Genomic DNA, 25,801 nt, shown 5'->3' with positions numbered 1-25,801 from the left:
GCCGGATCACGCCATCGGCGGCGCCTCACCCCTCACCTGCGTGCGGTGCATCACCCGTCGCGCCGCCGCGTCGAAGGGGTCGCGGCGATGCATGGTGCAGCGGTTGTCCCAGAGCACCAGGTCGCCGACCCGCCAGGCGTTCTTCCAGCAGAGCGCCGGCTTCGTCGCGTAGGACCACAGCTCGTCGAGCAGCGCCTCGCTCTCGCCCAGGCCGAGGCCATCGATATAGGCCATCCGCCGCCGCCCCAGATACAGCATGGAACGCCCGGTCGCGGGGTGCCGGCAGACCAGCGGGTGCAGGTGCCCCGGCGCGGTGCGCGGGTCGTCGGTCGGCGTCACTCCGGCGCGGACGAAGCCGCCGCTGTTGTAGGTGCCGTCATGCTTCACCATCAGCCCCTGCGCCCGCGCCCGCAGCGCCGGCGGCAGGCTCTCATAGGCCGCATACATGCTAGCGAAATGAGTATCGCCGCCCGCGGGCGGGATCTCCAGCGCATAGAGCATCGAGGCCTTGGGTGGCCGCGGCAGGTAGGACATGTCGGTGTGCCAGACCGCCTCCCCGTTCCCGAGGCTGCCGATCGGCTTGCCGGCATCGTCGACCACGTTGGAGACGATGTAGAGTTCAGGCCGCCCGGCGACGATGCTCTGCCCATGCTCCTGCACCGGCGCGTGGTCGAGCGCGCCGAAGCGGCGGCTGAAGGCGATGAGTTCGTCCGGCGTCAAGCTTTGCCCGCGGAACAGCAGCACCGCATGGACGTGCCAGGCATCGAGGATCGCGGCGAACTCAGCTTCCCCCAGCGCACGGAGGTCGACGCCGCGGACCTCGGCGCCGAGCGCGGCGCCTGTCGGCATCACCTCCAGCCCGCTCGCGGGTCCGGTCTGAGCGAAGATCGCTGCACCCGACATGGGATTGTCCCTTTCTTGGCCGTGTATTTCGATCGTACCACCGCGCTTGCGGCGGGGGAAAGCGGGGCTTTGACCGGGCCGCGCGCCTCCCGCACCCTCGTTGGGGAGGACATCCGGGCATGGCGACACGCAGGGCATGGATGGTGCTGGGGGCCGCGGCGCTGACGGCAGGGGCCGCACGCGCACAGGACGGGCCGGTAACGCTGCTAGTGCCCTATACGCCCGGCACCGGGCCGGACCTGCTGGCGCGGCTGCTCTCGCCGCCGCTGCAGCAGGCGCTCGGCCAGGCGATGGTGGTCGAGAACCGCGCCGGCGCCTCCGGCAACATCGGCACGCAGGCGGTGGCACGGGCGGCGCCGGATGGGCGGACCCTGGTGCTGCAGGCCAATACTTTCGTGATGAATCCCAGCCTGTTCCGCCAGGTGCCCTACGACCCGGTGGGCAGCTTCACCCCCATCGTCCGCATCAGTCGCGGCGACCTGGTGCTGGCGGTGAACCCCGAGGTCGCGGCAGACGACGCGCAGGGCTTCGCCGCGCTCGCCCGGCGGCAGGTGCTGGACTATGCCAGCCCTGGCATCGGCACGCCGCAGCACCTCGGCATGGCGCTGTTCGGGCTGGAGGCGCAGGCTAGGCTGAATCACGTGCCCTATCGCGGCAGCGCCCCGGCGATCCAAGACCTGATCGGCCGCCGCGTCGCCGCCATGGTGCTGCCGCTGCATACCGCCCTGCCGCTGGCCGAGGCGAAGCAGGTCCGCCTGCTGGCAATCGGCAGCCCCGCCCGCGCCGCTGCCGCGCCCGGGGTGCCGACCATGGCGGAAGCAGGCTTTCCCGGCGTCGAAGTAGATCTCTGGTATGGGCTGCTCGGCCCCGCCGGCCTGCCGGCGCCATGGGTCGCACGGCTGAACGCGGCCGTGAACGCCTGGGTGGCGCTGGCCACGACCCAGGACCAGCTTCGCGCCCAGGGCATGCAGCCGGTCGGCGGGTCACCGGCGGAATTCGCCGCCACCATCGCCGTCGATCTGGCACGCTGGGCCGAAGTGATCCGCGCCGCCGGCATCCACGCGGACTAGCCTCGCTTCCCTTCGACACCAGGGCCGCTTAGAAAAATGATGGTTGAAGGAAAACGTCACATCATGTCGGGCCGAACCCTTGTCGACGCTCCCGCCGCCCGCGCCGAGGCGATGCGCGGCCGCATCGAGGAGGTCGCGGAGCAGCTGTTCCGCAGCATGGGTTACCAGAAGACCGCGGTGGCCGACATCGCCCGCGAGCTCGGCATGTCGCCGGCCAATGTCTACCGCTTCTACCCCTCCAAGAGCGCGATCAACGAGGCGATCGCGCAGCGTACCCTCGGCGCCATGCTGGCGGAGATCGACTCGATCGCCAACGGGCCCGGCGCCGCAACAACCCGGCTGCGCCGCGTGCTCAGCCAACTGTTTGAACAGAAGATCGAAGTCTTTTTCCAGGAACGGCGGCTGCACGACATGGTCTCCGCCGCCATGGATGAGCATTGGAACGTGATCGAGCGCCACCTGGCCGAGGTTCAGGCCGCCATCGCGCGGATTTTGGCGGATGGGATGGCGGCCGGAGAGTTCGATTCTTGCGATCCCGTTAAGGAAGCGCAAACGATTTTGCATACGATGGTGCCCTGGAACCACCCGGCGCTTGTCGCGAGTTGCATTGCGCGCAAGGGCCAGACAGTGGAGGAGCTTCGCGCCCAGGTTGCCGACATGACCGAGTTCGTGCTGCGCGCCCTGAGGCCGTGAGGGGTGCATCCTGACGATTATTGCCTTTCGTCAGATCGCACTCATACTGAGCTCCGGCCACCCCCGGAGACCGCCATGCGTCGCGTCATCCTGCTCGCCCTCCTAGCCTTTGGCGGCTGCAAGGCCGAAAGCGCTTCGGTTCCTGACGGCCGCACCGACATGCCACGGCCGGTCCAGGTGGCCGAGATCCACCTGGCGCCGGCAAGCGAGGCGCGCGCCTTCACCGGCGTCGTGCGGGCACGCCGGGAGGCTGACATCGCTTTCCGCACCGGTGGACGGATCACCGCCCGGCTGGTCGAGCTCGGGCAGGCAGTGGCCGCCGGCCAGCCCCTCGCCGGGCTGGACGAGGCCGACTTGACGCTCGGCGTGCGCGCCGCAGAAGCCGAGCTTTCCGCCGCCGAGGCCCAATCCCGCCAGGCCGCGGCAGATGCGGCGCGCTCGAAAGCCCTGCTTGCCGCCGGCCATGTCGCTGCGGCCTATGACGACCAGCGCGTCGCCGCCGCCCGCAGCGCGGCCGAGAAGGTTGCCGCGGCCCGGGCCAACCTCGACCTCCTGCGCCGGCGTCTCGACTATGCGCAGCTGCGGGCGCCGACCGCAGGCGTGGTCACCGCGCTGCTGGCCGAGACCGGCCAGGTGGTGGCCGAAGGCCAGCCCGTGCTGCGCATCGCAAACCCCGAGGAGCGGGAGCTGGTGGTGCAGATTCCCGAGGCCGCCGTTGCCGGCTTGGCGGAAGCCGCGGCGGAGGCCCGCTTCTGGGCCCGCCCGGGCGAGCGGCATGCCGCCCGCCTGCGTGAGCTGGCGCCGCAGGCCGAGACGGCGCTTCGGACCTATACCGCCCGCTTCTCCCTGCCCGGGGCACCCGACTGGGTGGCTCTCGGCATGACCGGGACGGTGCGGACCGTGGCGGCGGCGGCAACCGTCGCTACCCTGCCGCTCTCGGCGCTGCACGACCGGGGCCAGGGGCCGATGGTCTGGAAGGTGGAGCGCGACCGCATCGCCGCGGTGCCGGTCGAGGTAGTCTCGCTCGGCGCGGTCACCGCCGTGCTGCGCGGCGCGCTGGTCGAGGGCGATCAGGTGGTGGCGCTCGGCCCGCAGGTTCTGGACCCGACCAGCCGGGTCCGGGTCGCCGGCCTCCGCGCCTCTTCCACGCTGCGCTGAGGACCGCCGGCATGCGCTTCAACCTGTCGGACTGGGGCGTCCGCAACGGCGCCTTGACGCTCTTCCTCATCCTGCTGCTGGCAACTGCGGGGGGCTTCTCCTACCTCCGCCTCGGCCGGGCGGAGGATCCCGGCTTTACCCTGAAGCTCATGGTCGTTTCCGCCCAATGGCCGGGCGCGACGGCGGAGGAGATGCAGGCCCAGGTCGCCGACCGGATCGAGAGCAAGCTGCAGGACCTGCCGCATCTCGACTACGTGCAGACCTTCACCCGGCCGGGCTTCGCCATCACCACCGTCGTGCTGCAGGACACCACGCCGCCGAAGGAGGTCCAGGGTCTCTGGTATCAGGTGCGCAAGAAGGTCGGCGACATCCAGCGCAGCCTGCCCGCCGGCGTGCAGGGCCCCTTCTTCGACGACGAGTATTCTGACGTCTATGCCGTGGTCATCGCCCTGACCGGCGCCGACAATGCCGAGCTTGTGCGGCAGGCCGAGCGCCTGCGGCTGCGCTTCCTGGCGCTGCCCGGCGCTGGCAAGGTGGCCCTCTTCGGCGAGGAGGCGCAGCGGGTCTTCGTCGACGTCTCGCATGCCCGGCTGGCGACGCTGGCCGTGCCGCCCACCGCCATCATCGATGCGCTGACGCGGCACAATGCCATCGCCCCGGCGGGCGTGGCGGAAACCGGCTCCTCCCGCATCTATCTCCGCACCGATGCCGGCTATGACGGGCTGGCCGCCATCCGTGCCGTGCCGGTCGAGAGCGGCGGGCGAACGCTGCGGCTCGGCGCCCTCGCCGAGGTCAGCCGCGGCCTGGCCGACCCGCCCCCCGCCTCCATCCGGCACGAGGGCAGGCCCGCTGTGCTGATCGGCATCGCCAAGCGTCCCGGCGTCGATGTGCTGGCCCTCGGCCGCGACGTGCAGGCCGAGCTCGCCCGGCTGCGGGCCGAGCTGCCCGCCGGGCTTGAGCTCGCCGAGATCGCCGACCAGCCTGGCGTGGTGCAGGAGAGCGTCAGCGAGTTCCTGCTGAAATTCGCTGTCGCCCTGGCCGTGGTGATGGTGGTTTCCTTCCTCTCGCTCGGCCTCCGCGCCGGCGTCATCGTGGCGCTGTCGGTGCCCTTGACGCTCGCCATCGTCTTCCTGGTCATGCTGGCCTGGGGGATGGAGCTCGAACGCATCACCCTCGGTGCGCTGATCCTCTCGCTCGGCCTGCTGGTGGACGATGCCATCATCGCCATCGAGGCCATGGCGGTGAAGCTCGACCAGGGTTGGGACCGGCTCCGCGCGGCGACCTTCGCCTGGTCCTCCACCGCCTTCCCGATGCTGTTCGGCACGCTGGTCACCGTCGCCGGCTTCCTGCCCGTCGGCTTCGCCGCCTCCACCGCCGGCGAATATGCCGGCGGCATCTTCTGGGTGGTCGGCGTGGCGCTGGTCGCCTCCTGGCTCGTCGCCGTGCTGTTCATCCCCTATCTCGGCGTGAGGCTGCTGCCGGCGCCCAGGCCGGGCGTGGCGTACCACGGCAGCTACGACAGCCGGCCCTATCGCGCGCTGCGACGCCTGGTCGGCTGGTGCGTTGACCATCGCTTCGTGGTGCTGCTGGCGACGGCCGGCGTGCTCGCCATCGGCTTCGCCGGGATGGGCGCGACGCGGAAGCAGTTCTTCCCGACCTCCGCCCGGCTTGAGCTGCTGGTCGACCTCAACCTCCGCCAGGGCGCCGGGCTGCCCGCCACCCGCGCCGCCGCGGAACGCGTGGAGGCCGCGCTGAAGGGCGACCCGGATGCCCGCACCTACACCACCTATCTCGGCGCCGGCGCACCGCGCTTCTTTCTGGCGCTGAACCCGGACCTGCCGAACGAATCCTTCGGCAAAATCGTGATCCAGACCACCGACCTCGCGGCGCGCGAACGCCTGCACGGCAAGCTCCGAAGGCTCGCCCAGGACGGCACGGTACCGGAGGCGCGCATCCGTGTCTCCCGCCTCGAGTTCGGCCCGCCGGTCGGCTTCCCCGTGCAGTTCCGCGTCCACGGCCCGAACGTGGCTTCGCTGCGCCGCACCGCCGAGGAGGTCGCGGCCGCCCTCCGCGCCACGCCCGGCACCCGCGACGTCCAGTTCTCCTGGGGTGAGCGCGCACCGGGTCTCCGCATCGCACTCGACCAGGAACGCCTGGCGCAGCTCGGCCTTTCGCCGAGCGTGGTCGCGCAGTCGCTGCAGGGGCTGCTCTCCGGCACCACGGCGACGCAGTTGCGCGAGGGCAACCGCCTGGTCGACGTGGTGGTCCGCACCCCGGCGGCCGAGCGGCTCTCGCTCGATGGGCTCGGCGACCTCACCATCTCGACGCCGGCCGGTGCCGTCGCCCTCTCGCAGCTCGCGCGGCTGGAGCCGGTGATGGAGGAGCCGATCCTCTGGCGCCGCAACCGCGAGATGATGCTGACCGTCCGCGCCGACATCCTGGACGGGCTGCAGGGCCCGGACGTCACCGCCGCCGCCGAGCCCCGCATCGACGCGCTGCGCGCCCGCCTGCCGACCGACGTGCGGATCGTGACCGGCGGCGCGACCGAGGCAAGTGCCAAGGCCAATGCCGCGCTGGTCGGCCTGTTCCCGATCATGATCGGCGCCATGCTGCTGTTGCTGATGTGGCAACTGCGTCATTTCGGCCGGACCGCGCTGGTGATCGCCACCGCGCCGCTCGGCATCCCCGGCGCCGCGGCGGCACTGCTGGTCATGGACATGCCCTTCGGCTTCGTCGCCCTGCTCGGCGTCATTGCGCTGGCCGGCATGATCATGCGCAATACCGTCATCCTGGTGGATCAGGTGCGGCAGGACCTCGAAGCCGGCGCCCGGCTGCGCGACGCCATCGTCGAGAGCACGGTGCGGCGCGCGCGGCCGGTGGTGCTGACTGCGCTGGCCGCGGTGCTCGCCTTCGTGCCGCTGACCCTCTCGGTGTTCTGGGGACCGATGGCGGTCGCCATGATCGGCGGGCTGACGCTGGGCACCTTCGCCACGCTGCTGGTGGTGCCGGCACTCTATGCGCTGGCGCTGCGGCGGCGAGGCAAGGCCGGAGAGACGGTATTCTCCCCGACCTCCTCATCTATCTTTGCGGGCCTGCCAAGCCTGCCAGAGCGTTCCACGCACTGAGCACCGCACCTTCCTGCCAGCCGGTGAGCCAGGACAGGTATTCGCCGGCGAAATGGTAGGGGCCCTCCGGTTCGCGCAGCAGCGGGTACTCGCGCGTCCGCTGCGCCGCAGTCCATTCCGCCCAGGCACCGCGCGCCCGCGGCATCCGGGCCCAAGCGACCGAGACGGGGGCGGAGACCTCCCGGGCATAGCCGGAGTGCAGGGCGTCGCCGTCCGCCGCCATGGCCACGGCGCGCGCCTCCGGCGGCAGCGCCGCGAAACGCGCCGCGACGTCGTCGTCCCAGATATAGGCGCCGACCAGCACGCCCTTCGCCGCATGGAAGCCGTGGCTGGGATACCAAAGCTGCGTGGCATCCCGCCCGGTCCAGGAGATGCCGCCATAGATCGCCGCATCCTCCTCCCAGAACCGCCGCTCGGCCAGGAAGGCGAGCTTCGCCGCCTGCGAGTAGTGCAGCCCCGCCAAGGCCTCCCGCCGCTCGGCGGAGAAATCCGTATCCAGCCTCGCCAGCACCGGCGCCGGCAGAGCCAGCAGCACCCGCGGCGCCGCCTCCTCCCGCACCGCGCCGTCCGTGGCACGCCAGGTCACCCGCGCGCCGTCCTCGGTACGCCGCAGCGACTGTACCTCGGCCCCTGTGACCACCGTGTCGCTCAGAGCCAGCGCCAGGGCCGCGGCGATGCGGTCCATCCCGCCCACCGGCTGCAACATCGTCGCTTGGTAGTCGATCCCCTCCGCGAAGCTCGCCGCGAGCCAGACCTCACCGCTCATCAGCACGCGCGGGTCGAGCGGGACGTTCGGTCTGGGCGGCGCCAGCCCAGTGTCCGGGCCTACCGCCCAGCCGGCGCGCGAATTGCCGCGGTAACGCGACTCGGCATCTAGCCCGCCCCAGAACCGCAGTGCCTGCCGCAGCCGCGCGAGGTCCGCCTCCGTCACCGGCAGGCCGAGCCCGCCCGCGCCCAGCCCCTTCACCGCCAGTTCCGCAACGACGCCGCGCAGATCCGCCTGCACCCGCCGCAGCGCGACAGGCCCGCCAGGCGCATCGACCAGCGCCGCGCGGTTCTCATTCACCAACACCTCCAGCGGCACGCCGAGCGCGCGGCAATAGCCGAGAATGCCGCGATGGTGGTGCGGAATGCGCGCCGGGCCGGGATTGAAATAAAGATGCGGCGAGGCATTCCAGCCGATGCGCTGCGCCGGCCCGCCGATCTCCTCCACTGCGTCGCCGCCGCGCAGGGTCATGCAACGCCCACCGGCCTGCGAAGCCGCTTCCAGCAGCCGCACCGACCAGCCGGCCCGCTGCATCTCCAGCGCCGCGACCAGGCCGGCGATGCCGCCGCCGACCACCAGCACGCGGCGGCCGTCGCGCGGGAGGTCGGGCGCGGCGGCCCGGGTCGGCGTCGCCTCCAAACCGCCCAGCGCTGCGAGCGTGGCGATCGCCGCCCGCGCCCCGCCGGCGGCGGCGACACCGTCCAGCAGCGCGCGCCTGGTGATCATCCGCCGATGCGCGCGGCGACCGCCTTGGCCACCGCCGCGGTTCCGTCCCTGCCGCCGATATCGGCGGTCCGCAGCCCGGCGCCAAAGGCCGCGTCCACCGCGTTCTCGAGCTCCGAGGCCGCATCGGCAAAGCCCTGCCCTGCGCCGCGCGCCGCCAGCCAATCCAGCATCATCGCCGCCGAGAGCAGGGTCGCGGTCGGGTTGGCGATTCCCTGGCCGGCGATGTCGGGCGCCGTGCCATGTGCCGGCTGGAACACCGCATGGTCGTCGCCGATATCCGCGCTCGGGGAGAAGCCCATGCCACCCACCAGCCCCGCCCCGAGGTCCGACAGGATGTCGCCGAACATGTTTTCCGTCGGCAGCACGTCGAAGTCCCAGGGCTTGCGGATCAGGTCGAGCGCCATGGCATCGACGTAGTGGTGCGCGTTGTCGACCTCGGGGAAATCCTTGGCCACCTCGTCGAAGACACCGCGCATGAAGGCGAAGGCGCGGAAGACGTTTGCCTTGTCCACCAGCGTGACCCGCCCCTTGCGGCGGCGCGTCTGCGCGCGCCGCCGCGCCAGCAGGAAGGCGAAGCGCGACAGCTTCTCGGTAGTCTTCCGGGTGATCCGCAGCGTCTCCTCGGCGTGGTCCTCGGTCACCAGCCCCTTGCCGCGGGAGTGGAACAACCCCTCGGTGCTCTCGCGGATCAGCACCAAATCGATGTCACGCGCGCGCGGATGCGCCAGCGCCACCGGCACGCCGGGGATGGCCCGTACCGGCCGCACCCCGGCATAGAGGTTGAGCCGGAACCGCAGGTCGAGCTGCGGCGCGATCTCCGTCCCGTCCACCTGACGGATGCCGGGCCAGCCCATGGCGCCGAGCAAGATGGCATCGGCCGCCTCGGCCGCCTTGAAGCTGCTCTCGGGAAAACCCTCGCCGGTGGCCTGGTAGTGGAAGGCGCCGGCCGGCAGCACCTCGGTCGTGATGCCGATGCCATGCCGCTTCGCCAGCGGCTCCAGCACCGCAAGCGTCGCCTCGGTGACCTCGGTCCCGATGCCGTCGCCCGGCAAGACCGCGATCCGGACCGAATTCGACTGCGCCATGACCCGCTTCCCCTGGTCTCTTGAGTGACCCTATCCTGCGGCAAAGACGGAGGGAGCGACAGGCATGGTATGGACCAGGCGCGGCACGCTGGCGGCCGCCGCGGGCATGGCGGCCACCGGCGTGAAGGCCCAGACCGCTTGGCCGGAGAAGCCGGTGCGCATCATCGTCCCCTTCCCGCCCGGCCAGGCCGCCGACATCTTCACCCGCCTCTATGCCGACGAGCTGTCCCGCCGCTGGCCGCAGCGCGTGGTGGTGGAGAACCGCGGCGGCGGCGCCGGCGCCCCGGCGCTCGAGGCCGGCGCCCGCGCCGCGCCGGACGGCTATACGCTGACCGCCGGCACCTCGGGCACGCTCGGGGTGAACCCATCTGTGCTGCCGCGTCTGCCCTACGATGCCGAGAAGGACTTCACCTTTATCGGCAACGTCGTCGTGCTGCCGCTGCTGATCGTCGCGCATCCAAACTTCCCGCACCGCACGGCGGCCGAGATCGTCGCCGCCGCCAAGGCGACGCCGGGCGGAATCGACCTGGCCACTGCCGGCCCGGCGACCAGCCAGCACATGTCGGCCGAGCTCTTTGCCCATCGGACCGGCACGAAGTTCAACATGGTGCACTATCGCGGCAGCGGGCCCGCCATGGCCGACCTGCTGGCCGGCAACGTGCCGCTGATGTTCGACAGCGTCGCCTCCGCGCTGGGCAATATCCAGGCCGGCAAAGTGGTCCCCGTGGCGGTCACCACGCCCGACCGCGCCCCACAGCTGCCGAACGTCCCGACCATTGCCGAGACGGTGGCTCCCGGCTACGGCGCCTATGGCTGGACCGGCCTCTGCGGCCCGGCCGGTCTGCCCGATGCGATCACCGCCAAGGTGAATGCCGACCTCAACGCCATCCTGCGCGAGCCGGCGATGCAGGCGCGCTTCATCGAGTTGGGCGGCACCGCCGCACCCGGCACGCCCGATGAATTCGGCGCCTTCGTGCGGCGCGAGATCACCCAGTGGCGCGATGTGGCCCGCATCGCCAATGTTCGGCTGGAGGGTTAAGGCGATGCATCGCCGCAGCCTGCTCGGCGCACTCGCCTTGCCCTGGGTCGCCAGCGCCCAGACCGCCGGTTTTCCGTCCCGCTCGGTCCGCATCGTGGTTCCCTACGGGCCAGGCGGGTCGAGCGACATTGTCGCCCGCCTGCTGGCGCAGCATGCCTCGGAACTCTCGGGCCAGGGTTTCCTGGTGGAGAACCGCGGCGGCGGCGCCAGCGTGCCAGGCACTCAGGCGGTCCTCTCCGCCCCGCCGGACGGCTATACCGTCGGCACCAACGACAATGCGCTGGTGGTGAACCCCTCCCTGCTCAAGGAGAAGCCGCCCTACGACGTCGAGCGCGATGTCACCGCGCTCGGCCTGGCAGTCACCTCCCCGGGCCTGCTGCTGGCACACCCGAGCGGCACGGCGCGAGACATGGCCGAGCTGGTGGCCGAGGCGACGACGCGGCCGGGACTGGCGGTCTCGCATGGCGGCATCGGCACGCCCTCCCATCTCGCGGTGGTGCAGATGCTGCTGGCGACGGGGCGGGATTTCACCCCGGTTGGCTATCGCGGCGGCGGCCCGCAGCTGACCGGGCTGGTCGCCGGCGACGTGCCCTATGGCATCGCCGCGCTGTCCTCCTCGCTTGGCCATGTGCAGTCGGGGCGGCTGCGCGCGATCGCGGTCACCGGCGGGGCGCGCACGCCGCTGCTGCCGGAGGTGCCGAGCATGGCGGAAGCCGGCTTCCCGGCCGTCGACGTGGTCGGCATCTGGGGCTTCATCGCGCCCGCCAGCCTGCCGCCCGAGATCGCCGCACGGCTGCATGACCTGCTGATTGCCCCGGCGCGGGAGGCTCAGCTGCAGGCCAAGCTGGTGGCGCAGGGCTACGCGGTGGTCGCCAGCAGCCCGGCGGACTATGCGGCGCAGTTGCGGCGGGAGGTCGCGCAGTGGCGGGCGATCGTCGCCAGGGCGGTGATCGTGCCGGAATAACGCGTACATCGCCGGCAATGCCGAGTCACGCGTCCAGGCGGGTCGACTCCTTCGGCGCCCTGCGTCAGCCCGGCGGCAGCACCCGGCAGGCCTCCGCCGCCACCCGCGCCAGCCGCAGCATGCGCCGCGCCGCCACCGCGCCGGCCGCGGCCTCGCCGGCGAATTGTTCGAGCAGCCGGTTCGACAGCAGCGCACGTGCCGCAGCATCCACCGCGACATCGGTCGCCGCCACCATGGCCGCGTCCTGCAGGGTCCGCCGCAGCAGCGCCAGCGTCCCCGCCAACCCGGGCCGCAACCCATGCAGCGCCGCCACCTGCCGCACCAGCCGCACCCCGCGCCAGGCGAAGACCAGCGCGTCCAGCCCCGGCGAGGGGCTGATCGCCGTCACCGCAAAGCTCTGCACCGCGGCATTGCGCCCGAGCGTCGCGGCGCGCGCCTCCAGTTGCGCCAGCGCCGGCTGCAGCAGCGCGCCGAGTTCCGCGATGCTGGCGGCGCCGCGGATCGCCGGCTGCAGCGGCGCGGCTTCCTGCACGGAAGCCGCCCAGCGCAGCGTCTCCGCCTTCGCCGCCGCCAGGTCGCCGCGGGCGAAGGCGGCGCGGGCGCGATCGACGGCGCGGATCGAGGCGAGGCCCCGCACCTCCCGCCAGAGCCCGGAGCCGAGTAGCGCCACGCCGCCGGCGACGACGCCGAGCGTCGCCCAGCCCTGCACCGCGCCGCGGCCGAACTGGTCCACGACGAAATTGGCGGCATCCAGCGCCGCCAGCCCGCCGCCCAGCAGCGTCAGCCCACCGATGGCACGACCTATGCCGGACCAGCGTACCGAAGGACGCGGCGCCGCGACCGGCACCACCGCCTGTTCCCATTGGAAGTCGAGCCGCGGTGCCGGCCCGGCCTTTTCGTCGAGGATCACCCGCGGCCCGCCCGGCGGTGCTGCCTGCCGCTCGGCCTGCGGCATGGGGCGCGGCGGGACAGCGGCCGGCTCGTCTTCCGGGATCACCCGCGGCCCGCGCGGCGCCTGGTTCCCGCGCGGCCGATCAAACCCTTCGCGGCCATCGCCGCCACGGTCGTCGGACGCTGTCACAGCACGTCTCCGATCAGCGCCGCCAGCAGCGCATCGAGGCCGAGATGCGGCACCCCGGCGCCGCCTTCCCGATCCAAACGCGGCGGCTGGAATTCCGGCATCTCGAAGAAGCCGTGATCCCAGAAGCCGGGCTCCGGCGGTCGCAGGGGGATTTCACCGGGATAGACCTTGGCGCTGCGGCCGCTCGACAGCAGCACGCCGCGCACCGCGGCGACCGGGCGGCCATCGAGCGTCGCCACGTCGTCCTCGGTGCAGCGGACGGCAGCGAGGGCATGCACGCTGGTGGTGACGCCAGCACCGGTCGCCCGGCGCTGCGGCGCCGCGACCAGGTGCCCGAGCAAGGAAGAGAGCGCATCCCGCTGCCGTGCCGGCACGTGGTCGGCCTTGGTGGCGACGAAGGCGACGCGATCGACGCCGACGCCGGTCAGCCAGTCGAGCCAGCCGCCGCCGTAGCGCAGCGCCTCGGCGATGGCGGCCAGTGCCTCGGCCGTGTCGTCGAAGGCAGCTTGGCCGGCATGCAGCGCGCCGAGCACGTCGACCAGCACCGCCTGCCGCTCGAACCGGCGGAAATAGGGCTCGAAGAACTCGCGACGCTGCGCCTCGACATAGGCGCGGTGGCGCTCGGCCATGAGGCCGGCAAGGCCGCCGCGCGCGCCGGGCGGCAGCGGGAAGAACCACAGCAGCGGCGTCTCCCCGCGCGGCCCGGGGTTCAGCACGCGGCCTGGCTGCAGGAACCGGAAGCCGAGCCGGTCGCGGCAGCCGCGCAGGGCGTCGCGGTAGAGCGCGAATCCGCGCTGCACCAGGCTGTCTTCCGCCGCGACGCCGGGCGGCAGGCTGTCGACGAAGCCGAGAAAGGCGCCCATCGCGGCGGCATGGCCCGGCCGCCGCAGCCGCGCCAGGGTCGCCGCGGACCAGCCAGGAAAATCCTGGTTCAGCATGGGCAGGTCGAGCAGCCATTCGCCGGGATAGTCCAGCAGCTCGAGCGTTACGCTTCGCGTTCCCAGCAGCCCGGCCAGCATGGATTGCCGGTCGAGCTCAAGGGTGAGCTCCAGGGTAGAGAGATCCTCGGTCCGCGCCGGCCAAGCGGGCGGATCAGCGGCAAGCGCGGCGAGGTGCGCCGCGACGTCGAAGCGCGGCAGGCCCTCGATGCCGGCCGGCACCGGGCGCACCGCGCGCAGCCGGCCGCCGGCGGCCCGTTCCAACGCCGGCAAGGTCCGCTGCCCGCGTCCCGCCGCCAGCAGGTTGGCGAGCAGCGAGGTGAGGAAGACCGTCTTTCCCGCCCGCGTCAGGCCGGTAACCGCCAGCCGGATGCGGTCCTGGCCGATCAGGGACCGGCCCAGCCGTTCCGCCCCATAGGCCGCATCGCGCAACAGGCCGAAGGGATCGGCAAGGCCGGACACGCGCAGCAGCCTTGGTGTCAGCGCTGGATCAGCTCGATCTTGTAGCCGTCCGGGTCTTCCACGAAGGCGATGATCGTGGTGCCGAACTTCACAGGGCCAGCCTCCCGCGTCACTCGGCCACCGCCGGCGCGAACCTTCTCGCAGGCCGCGGCGACGTCCGCCAGGCCGACCGCGAGATGGCCGAAGGCATTGCCCTGCTCGTATGTCTCGACACCATAATTGTAGGTGAGCTCGATCTCGCCCTGGCCCTCGGCATTGCCCTCCCCGTAGCCCAGGAAGGCCAGCGTGTACTTGCCGTCCGGCACGTCGCGGCGGCGCAGCTCCTTCATGCCCAGCAGCTCGGTATAGAACTTCACGCTGCGGTCGAGATTGCCGACGCGGATCATGGTGTGCAGGAACTTGCTCATGTGACGTTCTCCTCGAAGGCGTTCGGGTCGAAGGCGAGGATGAAGAGCCCCGCCCGGTCGGCAGCCGCGACGGTCGCTGCCCGATCAACGACGATCGTCCCGCCCGCCTCGATGGCGATGCCGGCGAGCCCGGCGGCAGCGGCATGTTCGACGGTCACGGGGCCGATCGTCGGCAGGTCGATGCGGCGATCCTGCCCGGGCTTGACCAGCTTCACCAGCACGCCGCCCGCGCCTTCCCGCCGCAAGCCGCCACAACGGTCGAGCAGCGCGTCGGTGCCCTCGATGGCCTCGACGCCCAGCACGAGCCCTTGCTGCACCACGGCGCCCTGGCCGACATCGACGGCGCCGAGCGCCCGGACTACGGCGGTGCCGCGCCGGATATCGGCGCGGGCCCGGGCATTGGGGGCCGCAGCGGTCAGCAGGCCGGCCAGCGGCAGGGCGTCGTGGACGATCGCCTGGGCCGGCAGGACGGTGAAGCCATCCTCCTCCACCACTTTGACCATGGCCTTCAGCAGCCCGTCATCGCCCTGGAAGGCGGCCGAGCCGATGCGCGCCAGCAGCTTCAGCATGCCGCCGCCCGGCGCCAGGGAGGTAAGCGAGGGCCGATGCGCCCGGCCGCACATCACTAGGTGCCGCACGCCCTGGGCACGGAACTTGGCATAGGCATCGTCGACCGCGCCGACCTTGACCATGGCATGCGGCACATGGCCGAAATCCGCCGGGTCGGCCCAGCCCTCGATCAGCAGGGCGAAGACGTCGTGGCCCGCGGCGCGGGCGGCGGTGACCACGCGCAGTGGCATCTGACCGCCGCCGGCGACGAGGCCGAGCTTGCTGCCGGGGGGAAGACCGCCGCCGGGCAGGCTCACGCGCCTTCCCCGTTCTCCTCGTCGACGCCGCCGAGCTCGGGTGCGGCCATTCGGCCGGGGCGCACGAGTTGGCGGCGACGCGTCATGTCGCGGACGAAGCCGATGACCTCCTGGACCAGCGCCTCGTCGGGCCAGCGGGTCGCCGCCTGATCGACCTTTGCGGCGAATTCGCCGGGGTCCCTAAACAGCAGGTTGTTGGCAAGCCGCAAGGTCCGCAACTGGTCGCGCGAGGCGCCGCGCCGCAACAGGCCGATTTTGTTGAAGCCGACCAGCCGCGCCGGCAGGCCGAAGACATAGCCGAAGGGCGGGATGTCGTTGGTCACGCCGGCGAGGCCGGAGACCATCGCCAGTCGGCCGATCCGCACGGTCTGGTGCACCGCGGCGCCGCCGCCGATAAAGGCGCCGTCGCCGACCTGCACATGGCCGCCAAGCATGACATTGTTGGCCAGGATGACGCCGTCGCCGAGGATGCAGTCGTGCGCCACATGCGCCTGCGCCATCAGCATGCAGCCCGCGCCGACACGGGTGACGCCGCCGCCGCCGACGCTGGCGCGATGGATGGTCACGCCCTCCCGGATGAGGCATTTCGGCCCGACCTCGCAGCGCGTCGGCTCGTTCTTGTATTTCAGATCCTGCGGCGGCGTGCCAATTGCGGCAAAGGACAGGACCTTGGTGCCGGCGCTGATCCGCGTCGCGCCGTCGACGACGACATGCGAGACGAGTTCGACATCCGCCTCCAGCACGACTTCCGGCCCGAGGCTGCAGAAGGGGCCGATACGGCAGCCGGGGCCGATGACGGCGCCTTCTGCGACGGCGGCATTCGGCGCGATGGACGCCGTCGGGTCGATGCCGGTCAGGGCAAGGGGGGGCAAGGCGTTCAACGGTCGAGGATCATCGCGGCATAGGTGGCTTCCGCCACCACCTTCCCGTCCACCTTGGCCTCGGCATGGAATTTCCAGATATTGGCGCGCTGCTTTTCCTTGACGACATGAACGCGCATCTGGTCGCCGGGGACCACCGGCTTGCGGAACTTCGCGTTCTCGACGGTCATGAAATAGACCAGCTTGCCACGCGCATCCGGCCCCAGCGTCTCCACCACCAGCACGGCGGCGGTCTGCGCCATGCATTCGATGATCAGGACACCCGGCATCACCGGGTGTTCCGGGAAATGTCCCTGGAAGAAATTCTCGTTGATGGTGACGTTCTTGATGCCGATGGCGGAGATGTTCTTGTGCACCTCCACCACGCGGTCGACCATCAGGAAGGGATAGCGGTGCGGGATCGCGCGCATGATCTGCGCGATGTCGTAGGATTCCACCGTCGCCGCAGTGGTGGTATCCGCCGCCTGCGCCTCGCTCGCGTCCATCGTACTCGCCTGCCTTCTGTCTAGCCGTCGCGCTCGGTGCCGAGCTTTCGCCAGCGCGCCATCGCACGCCAGAATTCCCGCACGGGCATGGAGGGGCTGCCGATCACGTCGAGTTTCGGCGGCACATCGTGCATCACACCGGCCTGAGCGCCGACCCGAACCTGCGTGCCGAGGGTTATATGGCCCGCCACCCCTGCCTGCGCCGCCAGGGTGACGTAGTCACCGAGCGTCGTGGAGCCTGCAATGCCAGCCTGCCCGACAACAACGCAGCCGCGTCCCGTCTGAACGTTGTGCCCGATCTGGACCAGGTTGTCGAGGCGGGTCCCCGGACCCAGGATCGTGTCGCCCTGGCTGCCGCGGTCGACGCAGGAATTCGCCCCCACCTCGACAAAATCGCCCAGCAGTACGCGTCCGAGTTGGGGCATCGTCTCGAACCGGCCGTCAGGCGTCGGCGCGAATCCAAATCCTTCCTGGCCAATACGGGCGCCGGGATGCAGCACGACCCCGCGGCCGAGAATGGCGTGGCTGACGCTGCTGTTGGCATGCAGGCGGCAGCCCTCGCCGATCTCGACGCCGGGCCCGACCGTGACATGCGGATGCAGGATGCAGCCGGCCCCGATCCGTGCCCCCGCCCCGATCACCACGCAGGGGCCGATCTCCGTTCCCTCCCCGACCAGCGCATCGGGCGCCACTACCGCGCTGGGATGGATTCCCGGACGCGGTTGAACCGGCGGGTGCAGCAGCGCCGCGACGCGAGCGAAGCCGAGATAGGGCTGGGCGGTCACCAAGGCCACGGCCCCGCTCGGCACCTGCCCCGCGAAAGCCTTGGCCAGGACGACCGCCCCTGCTCTGGTCTCCGCCAGCAAGGGCGCGTAGCGGCGGTTGTCGAGGAAGCTTACGTCGTCGGGCCCCGCGGATTGCAGCGAGGCAACGCCGGTGAAGCGCCGCTCCCCGTCGCCCTCGAACTGGGCGCCTGCGACGGCGGCGATGTCCGCCAGCCGCTGCGGGCCGCTGCTGCTGAAGAAGCGGGGATCCGCCATGGCGACGCCGGCCCGGTCAGCGCCGCTGCTGCGGCTGGCCTTGCGCGGCCGGCGGCGCGGCCGGGCGCGCCGCCGGCGCATTCGCCGCGGCAGGCGTTTCGGTGCCGTTCGCCTCGGGCGGCATGTTGACGCTCTTCAGCACCTTATTGAACTGCGTCGCGACTTCCTCGGTCAGGTCGAAGGGCGGGTCGTTGAAGATGACCAGCGGCCGCGGCAGGACCAAGTTCACGCTGCGGCTCGCCGCCACCTGGCGGATCACGGTCCCCAGCGTCTGCTCGATCTCGACCAGCGATTGCTGCGCCGCCTGCTCAATCGTGCGGCTGCGCTCGCGGAAGATACGCTGGCTGTCGGTGATGCGGTCCTGCAGGCTGCGCTCGCGCTCCCGCAGCTGGTCGGCCGGTAGGGAGGCGCGCTGGTTGGCCAGCTGCTGCTGCTGTTCGCGCCAGTTGTTCTGCTCGCGCTGCAGGTCGTCGTTCAGCCGCTGGCGGCGGCGCTCGATCTCGTCCCGCACTTGGCTGAAGGCGGTCGAGACGCGCTGGATCTCCGGCACGTCGACGATGCCGATGACCGCGGCCGGGGGCTGCTGGCCGGGCGGCAGCGGCGCCGGCGCCTGGGTGGCAGGGCGCTGCTGCGGGCGCTGCTGGGCCTGCGCCGGCTGGCCGGCCGGGCGCTGCGCCGGCTGGCCGGTCGGGCGCTGCTGACCCTGGCCCGGCACGAACCACTCCTGCTGCTGCTGCTGCGCGAAGGCAGGCGCGGCCAACAACAGGACCGCCGAGGCGGCACCGGCCAGGTATCGGGGGGCCGAGCGGGCCGGGGCGAAGGAGAAGCGCATGGACCGGGGGATTCCCATAATCGTCAGAAGCGGGTGCCGAAGCCGAAGCGGAAGATCTGCGTCTCGTCGTAGGACTTCTTCACCACGGCCTGGGCAAGGTCGATGTTGATGAGGCCGAAGGGGCTGCGCCAGGACACGCCGACGCCGGCGCCGACCCGCGGCGAGGCATCGTCGCCGACCCGCACGCCCTGCAGGCTCGGCGAGCTCTTGTCGATCTGAGACAGCGAGCCGACATCGACGAAGGCACGGCCGACCAGGCCGAGTTCCGCCGGCAGGGGCAGCGGGTAGCGCATCTCGGTGCTCTGCGTCCAGATGAAGCGGCCGCCGAGGCTGTCGCGGGTATCGAGGTCGCGCGGGCCGGCGCCGGCGATGCGGAAGCCGCGGAGGTTCTCACCGCCGAGGAAGAAGCGGTCGATGATGCGTTCGTTCTTGCCGAACAGCGGCTCGAGATAGCCAACGCCTCCGGAAATCGAGAGCACGTAATCCGGGTCACCTAGATACTGCTCGAACGGGATGTAGTAGGTGCCGTCGAGCCGGGCGCGGATATAAGCCACATCGCCGCCGATGCCGGCGAAATCCGTGCCAAGCCGGGCCACGCCGCCGCGCCTGGGATCGATGATCGAGTCGCGGAAGTCGTAGGTCAGCGTCTGGCCGATCTGCGAGAGCAGCGTCTCGCCTTTCTGCTCCTGGATGTAGCGGGAGGCATTGGCGGCGATGTCGTAGACCTCTCGGTCGGTCAGGGTATAGGCCCAGGTCTGCCGCAGCCGGTCGTTGAAGGCGTAGCCGACGCGCAGCGCGAAGCCCTGCCGCCGCTCGCGGTAGGCCGAGATGCTGAGCAGGTTACGCTGAACGAAGAAGATATCGAGGCCCGCGGCCAGGTTGCGGTCGAGGAAGTAGGGATCGGTGATCGAGAAGTCGAGCTGGCTGCGGCGCTGCGCCAGCGTGCCGTTGATGCGGGCATCGATGCCGGTGCCGAGCAGGTTGCGTTCGCGCAGGCCCACATCGGCCAGCGCGCCGGCATCGGTCGAATAGCCGCCGCCGATCGAGACCTCGCCCGTTGCCCGTTCGACCACTTGGGTATTGAGCACGGCGCGGTCGGGCGCCGAGCCAGGCTGCGAGCTGATCTGCACGTCGGAAAAATAGCCGAGGTCACGGATGCGCTGCCGGCTGCGGCGGATCTGCGCGGCGTTGAAGGCATCGCCCTCCGCCAGCCGGAACTCGCGGCGGACGACGCGGTCCTGCGTGCGGGTATTGCCGTTGATCTCGATGCGCTCGACATAAACGCGCGGCGCCTCGTTGATCTCGAAGCTCAGGTCGACCCTACGGTCCTCCTTGTTGCGCTGGATCCGCGGCTGCACGTCGACGAAGGGGAAGCCGCGCAGGTTGACCGCATCCTGCAGCGACTGCGCGATGCGCTCGACACTGTCGCCGTCATACCAGTCGCCGGTGTCGATATCGACCAGGCGTCGGACGCTGGCCGCGTCCAGATTGCGCAGGTTGGAGACGACATCGACCTTGCCGACACGGTAACGCGGGCCCTCGTCGATCGTATAGGTGACGAAGAAGCCGCTGCGGTCGGGCGCCAGCTCGGCCGTGGCGTTGTTGATCTGTACGTCGGCATAGCCGTTTCGGAGGTAGAAGCGGCGCAGCAGCTCGCGGTCGAAGGACAGGCGCTCGGGGTCGAACTGGTCGGAGGAGGAGAAGATGCGGTACCAGGCCTGCTCCTTCGTCGCGACGATCTCGCGCAGCTTGCTGTCGCTGTATTCCTGGTTGCCGACGAAGTTGATGCGCGCCACCAGCGCCGCATCGCCCTCCTGGATCTCGTAGACCACGTCGACGCGGTTCTGGTCCTGCTGGATCAGCTTCGGCTCGACGCTCGCGGCGAAGCGGCCGCGCCGGGCATAGAGTTCCTGGATCCGCTGCCGGTCGGCCTGCACGGCCTGCGGCGTGAAGACCGCACGGCTGCGCATCTGCACCTCATTGCGCAGCACGTCGTCGGAGATCTTGCGGTTGCCCTCGAAGGCCACCCGATTGACAATCGGGTTCTCCTGGACGTCGACGATCACCCGGTTGCCCTCGCGGCGCACCTGGACGTCCTTGAACAGACCAGTGGCGAAGAGTGACTTCAAGCTGCGGTCGAGCCGGTCGGCATCGAAGGAGTCGCCGGGCTGCAGCAGCATGTAGGACCGCACGGTGTCGGCCTCGATGCGCTGGTTGCCCCGCACCTCGATGGCCTGGACGGTACCCTCGGCGCCGGGCCGCTGGGGTGCCGCCCGGGCCGGGGCACGGGTCTGCGCTTCCGCCACCGCGGGCAGCAGGGCCGGCGTCAGGCAGGCGGTGGCGAGCAGGAGGACGCGAAGGGAAAGGGACAAGTTAGGACCCGTGCAGCTGGGGATCGCAGGCGGGGCGGAGAATAGCCGCAGCACCCCGATGCCGCCACCCCGCCCGCTGCGCCCCCGGTCCGTATTGCAGCCGGCGTGGCCCGGCAGCGTCAGGCGGCCAGGCCCGGCGCGCGGGTCAGCCCAGCAGGCGGGCCACGAACTTACCGATCCCGCCCTCGACGATGTCGTTCCTCGAGGCAAAGAGGAACAGAGCAATCAGCAGCGCGAATCCGGCGCGGAAGCCGTACTCCTGCACCTTGGGCGGCAGGGGCCGGCCGCGAATCGCCTCGGCCGCGTAGAACATCAGGTGGCCGCCATCCAGTACCGGGATCGGAAACAGGTTGAGCAGGCCGAGGCTGACGGACAGCAAGGCCATCAGGTTGACCAGGGCACCGAGGCCGAGCGAGGCGGCCTCGCCACTGATCTCGGCAATCCGAATCGGTCCGCCGAGTTCCTTGGTGCTGCGCTGGCCGGTGATCATCTCGCCGATCCCGGCGAGCGTCTGCCAGGTCACGTCGGCAGTCTGCACAGTGCCCGCAACGACGGCGGAGAGCGGGTCGAGCCTGTCGAACCGCGCCGCGCCGCCCTGGATGCCGAGCACGCCGACCTTGCCTTGCGCATTCTCACGTAACTCGGGCACGACGGTCAGCGTCTGCTCCGCCCCGTCGCGCAGCACCCGCACGGCGATCGGCTGTCCGGCGCGCGGCTGGACATAGCGCTGCACCTGCTCGAACCGGTTTACCTTCTGGCCATCGAGCGCGGTGATCTCGTCGCCCGCCCGGATCCCGGCCTGGGCCGCGGCCGAGGCCTCGACGACCGCGCCGACGCCGGTGCCGCCGACCGGCTGGCCGATGGTCATGAACAGCCCGGCGAACAGCAGGATGGCGAGCAGGAAATTGGCGATCGGGCCGGCCGCCACGACGATGGCGCGGCTGCCGACCGACTTGCCGTGAAAGGTCCGCCCCTCCTGCCAGGAGGCCCGCACCTCGGGCGGGGCGTCTTCCGGCGTCTCCTGCCCGTGCATCTTCACGTAGCCGCCGAGCGGGATCCAGCCGAGCCGCCATTCCGTGCCGTGCCGGTCGGTACCCTTGAGGAGTGGCCGGCCGAACCCGATCGAGAAGGCTTCGACATGCACGCCGCGCCAGCGCGCGGCTAGGTAGTGGCCGAGCTCATGAATAAAGACCAGCACGCCGAGCACGACCGCGAAGGCGATCAGGGTGCGCGGCAGGCTCGGCAGCATGTTCCAGAGATTACCCAGCAGCTCCAAGGCCCTGTCCTCCAGCCGGCCGGTGGCCGGCGCGGGTTCAGCATCGATAAACGGCGGCGTCGTGCTTCAGGCGGCGGCCCGGCGGGCGGCGATCCGCCCGGCCTCGGCCCGTGCTGCATCGTCGAGGGCAAGCACCGCGTCCAGCCCCGCCGCGGCAGGCGCGCCGAGGGCCGACAGCGTCTCCTCCACCACCGCCGCGATATCGAGGAAGCCGAGACGGCGGTCGAGGAACAGCGCCACCGCCACTTCGTTCGCGGCATTCAGGATAGTGGGGGCGCCGGCGCCGGCCTGCAACGCCTCCCGCGCCAGGCGGAGCGCGGGAAAGCGGACGGGGTCGGGGGCGAAGAACTCGAGCCGGCCGAGGGTCGCCAGGTCGAGCCGCGGCACCCTCACCGGCATGCGCGTGGGCCAGGCCAGGCAATGCGAGATCGGCGTCCGCATGTCGGGCGTGCCGAGCTGAGCGAGGACCGACCCATCGGCATACTGGACCATGCCGTGGACGGTGGATTGCGGGTGCACCAGCACCTCGATCCGCGCTTCCGGCACCGGGAAGAGCCGGGCGGCCTCGATCAGCTCGAGCCCCTTGTTCATCATGGTGGCGCTGTCGACCGAGATCTTGGCGCCCATCGACCAAATCGGGTGCTTCACCGCCATTTCCGGCGTCGCCTTCCGCATCACGGCCAGCTCGGCGGTGCGGAAGGGCCCGCCCGAGGCGGTCAGCACGATCTTCTCGATCAGCGCCGGATCCTTGGTGTCGAGCGCCTGGAAGATGGCATTGTGCTCGCTGTCCACCGGCAGCAGCGCGGCGCCGGTGCGGGCGGCAGCGGCCAGCACGATCTCCCCGGCGCAGACCAGGGTTTCCTTGTTCGCCAGGGCCAGGGTGCCGCCGCGCTTCAGCACCGCGAGCGCAGAATGCAGACCGGCGCTGCCGACGATCGCCGCCATGGTCCAGTCAGCCGGGCGGGTAGCGGCCTCGACGACCGCCTCCGGCCCTGCTGCGGCCTCGATGCCGGAGCCGGCCAGGGCTTCCCGCAGGGCACCGAGCGCGCTGGCATCGGCGACGACGGCGAGGCGGGCGCGGAACTTGCGCGCCTGGGCGGCCAGCGCCGCCACGTCCCGGCCGGCGACCAGCGCCTCCAACGCGAATTCCCCTGGCGCCGCGGCCTCGACCAGCGCGAGGGTGCTGCGGCCGATCGAGCCGGTGCTGCCGAGGATGGTAAGGCGCTTCATGGGGCCATCCGCTGTTGGTCTTGCCGGGTGGTTACGGACCCGGGTGTCAGCCGTGCCTGACAGCCAAGCCTAGAGCGAAAAGCCGCCCTCATGCAGGGTTTCACGGCGGGTGCCTGGGCTGGCGTGGCGTCAATGCCACAGTGGGGTGCCCGCGCCCAGCAGCGCCCCGAACAGTGCCGCCGCCGGTGCCGCCGCCAGCACCGCATCCAGCCGGTCGAGCAGCCCGCCATGGCCGGGGATCAGGGCGGAGCTGTCCTTGACGTTGAAGCGCCGCTTCAGCCAGCTCTCGAACAGGTCGCCGAGCTGCGCCAGCACCGCCAGGACGGCGGCAACCAGCAGCACCCGGCCAATGCCCAGCCCCGCCGGCGCGATCGCCGCGGCAGCCAGCAACCCGATCAGCATGGCGGAGGCGAGCCCGCCCGCGGCGCCTGCCCAGGTCTTGTTGGGCGAGATGGCCGGCGCCAGCTTCGGCCCGCCGAAGCGTCGTCCCGCCACGTAGGCGCCGATGTCGCTGGCCCAGACCACCAGGAAGAGGAACAGGACATTGCCCCGTCCCGCCGCGGTGTCACCCCGCAGGTGGATCAGCGCGATGCCGGCCAAGCCGATATAAACCACGCCGAACGCCAACCAGGCACCGGAGCGCGCACGCGGCTCGCCGGCCGGCCGGCCAAAGGCCCAGAGCGCCGCGAAGCCGGCCGCCAGCAGCGCCATGGCCCAGCCCCAGGCGGCCTCGACCGCCAGGGTCCCGGCAGCGAGCACCAGGATCGGCACGGCCAGTCCAGGCAGCCGGTGGGTGGAAAAGCCGCAGAGCCGGACCCATTCCCAGGCAAGCAGCGCGACGGCCGCGGCCATCAGCGCCGCCCAGGCCTCGGCCCCCAACCAGATGCAGAGGATAGCGGCGGGCACCAGCAGCGCCGCCGAGAGCACCCGCTTCCGCAGATCCGGCCAGCGAGATGACCGGGTGGCCGCGGCATCGGATGGCTCAGCCTGTGCGGGCACCGTAGCGCCGCTCCCGCCGGCCGAATTCGCGGATGGCCTCCCCGAGGGATTCGGCGTCGTAGTCGGGCCAGAGCACGTCCTGGAAGACGAACTCGGCATAGGCGGCCTGCCAGAGCAGGAAGTTCGACAGGCGCTGCTCGCCCGAGGTGCGGATGATCAGGTCGGGATCCGGCATCTCGGCGGTGAAGAGCCGGCGGCCGAAGCTCGCCTCGTCCAGCTCGGCCAGGTCGAACGTCCCGTCGCGCACCGCCTCCGCCACCGAACGGGCGGCGGCGAGGATCTCCGCCCGGCCACCATAGGAAAGCGCCACGGTCAGGTTCAGCTTGGTACCATGCGCGGTCTGCGCCTCGGCCCGCTCGATCTCCTTCATCGTCTCGGCGCCGAAGCGGGCACGGTCGCCGATGACGCGGAGCCGGATGCCCTCCTTCGCCAGGGTCGCCACCTCGGCCCGGAGATAGAGACGCAGCAGGCCGGTCAACGCCCGCACCTCCTCGACCGGCCGCAGCCAGTTCTCGGAGGAGAAGGCAAAGAGGGTCAGCCAGCCGACGCCCTCCTGGACGCAGGCCTCGATGGTGCGGCGGACCGCCTCGGCCCCGGCCTTGTGGCCGAGCGGCACGGGGAGGCCGCGCGCCTCGGCCCAGCGGCGGTTGCCGTCCATGATGATGGCGATATGCGCGGGCAGCCCGGCTTGGCCAGGGCGGCTCGTGGCGCCGGCCGTCGCCGTATCGAGCGGCGCGAGGCTCAGCTTGGGGGCACCGGACACCTGACTCAGACCTGCCTGATGTCCTTTTCCTTGTCGGCCAAGATCTGGTCGACGGTCTTGATGTACTGAACGGTCAGCTTCTCGACCTCGGCGGACCAGCCCTTGGCCTCGTCCTGGCCGATCGGCGCCTTCTTGTCCTTCTCCTGGGCCTTGACCTGCTCCATCCCGTCGCGGCGGACGCTGCGGATGGCCACCTTGGCGCCTTCGGCATACTTCCCCGCGGTCTTCACGAGGTCGTTGCGGCGTTCCTGGGTCAGCGGCGGCAGCGGGACGCGGATCACCTGGCCCTCGGTCTGCGGGTTGAGGCCGAGCCCCGAGTCACGGATGGCGATCTCAACCGCCTTGACCAGTGACTTGTCCCAGACCTGGACCGACAGCAGCCCGGGGCCGGAAACCTGGACATTGGCCATTTGGTTCAACGGCTGGTTGTTGCCATAGGCCTCGACGCGGACGGGCTCGAGCAGCGCCGGGCTGGCACGGCCGGTGCGAAGGCCGGAGAATTCCTTTTTCAGGAGCTCGATCGCGCCGTCCATGCGGCGCGTGAGATCCTGCTTCAACGTCTTGAGGTCGGCCGGCATGGCCCCTGATCCCCCGCTCCGTTATTGGCGCAGCCCTGCCGCGGCCGGGCTTGCCGAAACGG

General features: G+C 71.1%; 23 protein-coding genes. 6 read left to right on the top strand and 17 right to left on the bottom strand.

The genetic code is table 11. The annotated features are described in order from the left end of the window. Positions 1-6: 6 nt before the first annotated feature. Positions 7-903, bottom strand: coding sequence for a TauD/TfdA dioxygenase family protein (locus E2C06_RS03550; protein ID WP_133287198.1), 897 nt, complete (start codon positions 901-903; stop codon positions 7-9). 119 nt (positions 904-1,022) lie between these two features. Between E2C06_RS03550 and E2C06_RS03545 the strand changes: the two genes are divergently transcribed. From E2C06_RS03545 to E2C06_RS03530, 4 genes are all read left to right on the top strand, one after another. Continuing rightward, a complete protein-coding gene (locus tag E2C06_RS03545; RefSeq protein WP_133287197.1) occupies positions 1,023-1,973 on the top strand; it encodes a tripartite tricarboxylate transporter substrate binding protein in 951 nt (316 codons plus the stop codon). Positions 1,974-2,036: 63 nt separating this feature from the next. After that, positions 2,037-2,666: a TetR/AcrR family transcriptional regulator gene (locus E2C06_RS03540; protein ID WP_165982191.1), complete on the top strand. Its 630-nt coding sequence runs from the start codon at positions 2,037-2,039 to the stop codon at positions 2,664-2,666. Between the two features lie 75 nt (positions 2,667-2,741). After that, positions 2,742-3,824 carry an efflux RND transporter periplasmic adaptor subunit gene (locus E2C06_RS03535; protein ID WP_133287195.1) on the top strand — a complete coding sequence of 361 codons (1,083 nt, stop codon included), beginning with the start codon at positions 2,742-2,744 and terminating at the stop codon, positions 3,822-3,824. An 11-nt stretch (positions 3,825-3,835) separates the two neighbouring features. Beyond that, positions 3,836-6,949 carry an efflux RND transporter permease subunit gene (locus E2C06_RS03530; protein WP_206664419.1) on the top strand — a complete coding sequence of 1,038 codons (3,114 nt, stop codon included), beginning with the start codon at positions 3,836-3,838 and terminating at the stop codon, positions 6,947-6,949. On the opposite strand, the gene E2C06_RS03525 is transcribed toward E2C06_RS03530, so the two are convergent. Then, positions 6,903-8,441 (bottom strand): flavin monoamine oxidase family protein, encoded by a 1,539-nt coding sequence (locus E2C06_RS03525; protein WP_133287194.1) that lies wholly within the window; start codon positions 8,439-8,441, stop codon positions 6,903-6,905. The genes E2C06_RS03530 and E2C06_RS03525 overlap by 47 nt on opposite strands. Further along, positions 8,438-9,526, bottom strand: coding sequence for an isocitrate/isopropylmalate dehydrogenase family protein (locus tag E2C06_RS03520; protein ID WP_133287193.1), 1,089 nt, complete (start codon positions 9,524-9,526; stop codon positions 8,438-8,440). Before E2C06_RS03520 ends, E2C06_RS03525 begins: the two co-directional genes overlap by 4 nt. Before the next feature lie 64 nt (positions 9,527-9,590). Between E2C06_RS03520 and E2C06_RS03515 the strand changes: the two genes are divergently transcribed. Further along, the gene (locus tag E2C06_RS03515) at positions 9,591-10,565 is read left to right on the top strand and encodes a Bug family tripartite tricarboxylate transporter substrate binding protein (RefSeq protein WP_133287192.1); all 975 of its coding nucleotides are present in this window, start codon (positions 9,591-9,593) and stop codon (positions 10,563-10,565) included. A 4-nt stretch (positions 10,566-10,569) separates the two neighbouring features. Next, on the top strand, positions 10,570-11,529 hold the full coding sequence (locus E2C06_RS03510) for a Bug family tripartite tricarboxylate transporter substrate binding protein (RefSeq protein ID WP_165982190.1): 960 nt from the start codon (positions 10,570-10,572) through the stop codon (positions 11,527-11,529). A 64-nt stretch (positions 11,530-11,593) separates the two neighbouring features. Here the strand turns inward: E2C06_RS03510 and E2C06_RS03505 are convergent, their stop codons facing one another. The 14 genes from E2C06_RS03505 to frr all read right to left on the bottom strand — a co-directional run bounded on the left by E2C06_RS03505 (position 11,594) and on the right by frr (position 25,739). Further along, positions 11,594-12,610: a DUF697 domain-containing protein gene (locus E2C06_RS03505; RefSeq protein ID WP_133287190.1), complete on the bottom strand. Its 1,017-nt coding sequence runs from the start codon at positions 12,608-12,610 to the stop codon at positions 11,594-11,596. Next, positions 12,607-14,010, bottom strand: a complete 1,404-nt coding sequence (locus tag E2C06_RS03500; RefSeq protein ID WP_241671099.1) for a YcjX family protein — start codon at positions 14,008-14,010, stop codon at positions 12,607-12,609. The genes E2C06_RS03505 and E2C06_RS03500 overlap by 4 nt, the downstream gene beginning before the upstream one ends. Before the next feature lie 17 nt (positions 14,011-14,027). Continuing rightward, positions 14,028-14,417, bottom strand: coding sequence for a lactoylglutathione lyase (gene gloA / locus E2C06_RS03495; protein WP_133287189.1), 390 nt, complete (start codon positions 14,415-14,417; stop codon positions 14,028-14,030). Then, the gene (locus tag E2C06_RS03490; protein ID WP_241671098.1) at positions 14,414-15,283 is read right to left on the bottom strand and encodes an LpxI family protein; all 870 of its coding nucleotides are present in this window, start codon (positions 15,281-15,283) and stop codon (positions 14,414-14,416) included. Before E2C06_RS03490 ends, gloA begins: the two co-directional genes overlap by 4 nt. After that, positions 15,280-16,164, bottom strand: a complete 885-nt coding sequence (lpxA, locus tag E2C06_RS03485) for an acyl-ACP--UDP-N-acetylglucosamine O-acyltransferase (RefSeq protein ID WP_241671097.1) — start codon at positions 16,162-16,164, stop codon at positions 15,280-15,282. Before lpxA ends, E2C06_RS03490 begins: the two co-directional genes overlap by 4 nt. Next, positions 16,161-16,649: a 3-hydroxyacyl-ACP dehydratase FabZ gene (gene fabZ, locus E2C06_RS03480; protein ID WP_133287188.1), complete on the bottom strand. Its 489-nt coding sequence runs from the start codon at positions 16,647-16,649 to the stop codon at positions 16,161-16,163. The genes lpxA and fabZ overlap by 4 nt, the downstream gene beginning before the upstream one ends. A 20-nt stretch (positions 16,650-16,669) precedes the next feature. Further along, a complete protein-coding gene (gene lpxD, locus E2C06_RS03475) occupies positions 16,670-17,689 on the bottom strand; it encodes a UDP-3-O-(3-hydroxymyristoyl)glucosamine N-acyltransferase (protein WP_133287187.1) in 1,020 nt (339 codons plus the stop codon). Positions 17,690-17,705: 16 nt separating this feature from the next. Then, a complete protein-coding gene (locus tag E2C06_RS03470) occupies positions 17,706-18,521 on the bottom strand; it encodes an OmpH family outer membrane protein (RefSeq protein ID WP_133287186.1) in 816 nt (271 codons plus the stop codon). Between the two features lie 23 nt (positions 18,522-18,544). Then, entirely contained in the window at positions 18,545-20,893 is a 2,349-nt protein-coding gene (gene bamA / locus E2C06_RS03465) for an outer membrane protein assembly factor BamA (protein WP_133287185.1), read from the bottom strand. A gap of 145 nt (positions 20,894-21,038) precedes the next feature. After that, positions 21,039-22,139: an RIP metalloprotease RseP gene (gene rseP / locus E2C06_RS03460; protein WP_133287354.1), complete on the bottom strand. Its 1,101-nt coding sequence runs from the start codon at positions 22,137-22,139 to the stop codon at positions 21,039-21,041. A 96-nt stretch (positions 22,140-22,235) separates the two neighbouring features. Next, positions 22,236-23,399 carry a 1-deoxy-D-xylulose-5-phosphate reductoisomerase gene (dxr, locus tag E2C06_RS03455; protein WP_133287184.1) on the bottom strand — a complete coding sequence of 388 codons (1,164 nt, stop codon included), beginning with the start codon at positions 23,397-23,399 and terminating at the stop codon, positions 22,236-22,238. A gap of 129 nt (positions 23,400-23,528) precedes the next feature. Next, a complete protein-coding gene (locus E2C06_RS03450; RefSeq protein WP_241671096.1) occupies positions 23,529-24,398 on the bottom strand; it encodes a phosphatidate cytidylyltransferase in 870 nt (289 codons plus the stop codon). Then, positions 24,382-25,056: a polyprenyl diphosphate synthase gene (uppS, locus tag E2C06_RS03445; protein WP_241671112.1), complete on the bottom strand. Its 675-nt coding sequence runs from the start codon at positions 25,054-25,056 to the stop codon at positions 24,382-24,384. Before uppS ends, E2C06_RS03450 begins: the two co-directional genes overlap by 17 nt. A 110-nt stretch (positions 25,057-25,166) precedes the next feature. Further along, entirely contained in the window at positions 25,167-25,739 is a 573-nt protein-coding gene (gene frr, locus E2C06_RS03440) for a ribosome recycling factor (RefSeq protein WP_133287182.1), read from the bottom strand. Positions 25,740-25,801 lie beyond the last annotated feature (62 nt).

It is taken from the genome of Dankookia rubra (assembly GCF_004355005.1).
Classification (GTDB): Bacteria; Pseudomonadota; Alphaproteobacteria; order Acetobacterales; family Acetobacteraceae; genus Paracraurococcus; species Paracraurococcus ruber_A.
The sequence above is the reverse complement of the archived record's forward strand: the minus strand, read 5'-3'. Positions and strand labels throughout refer to the sequence as shown.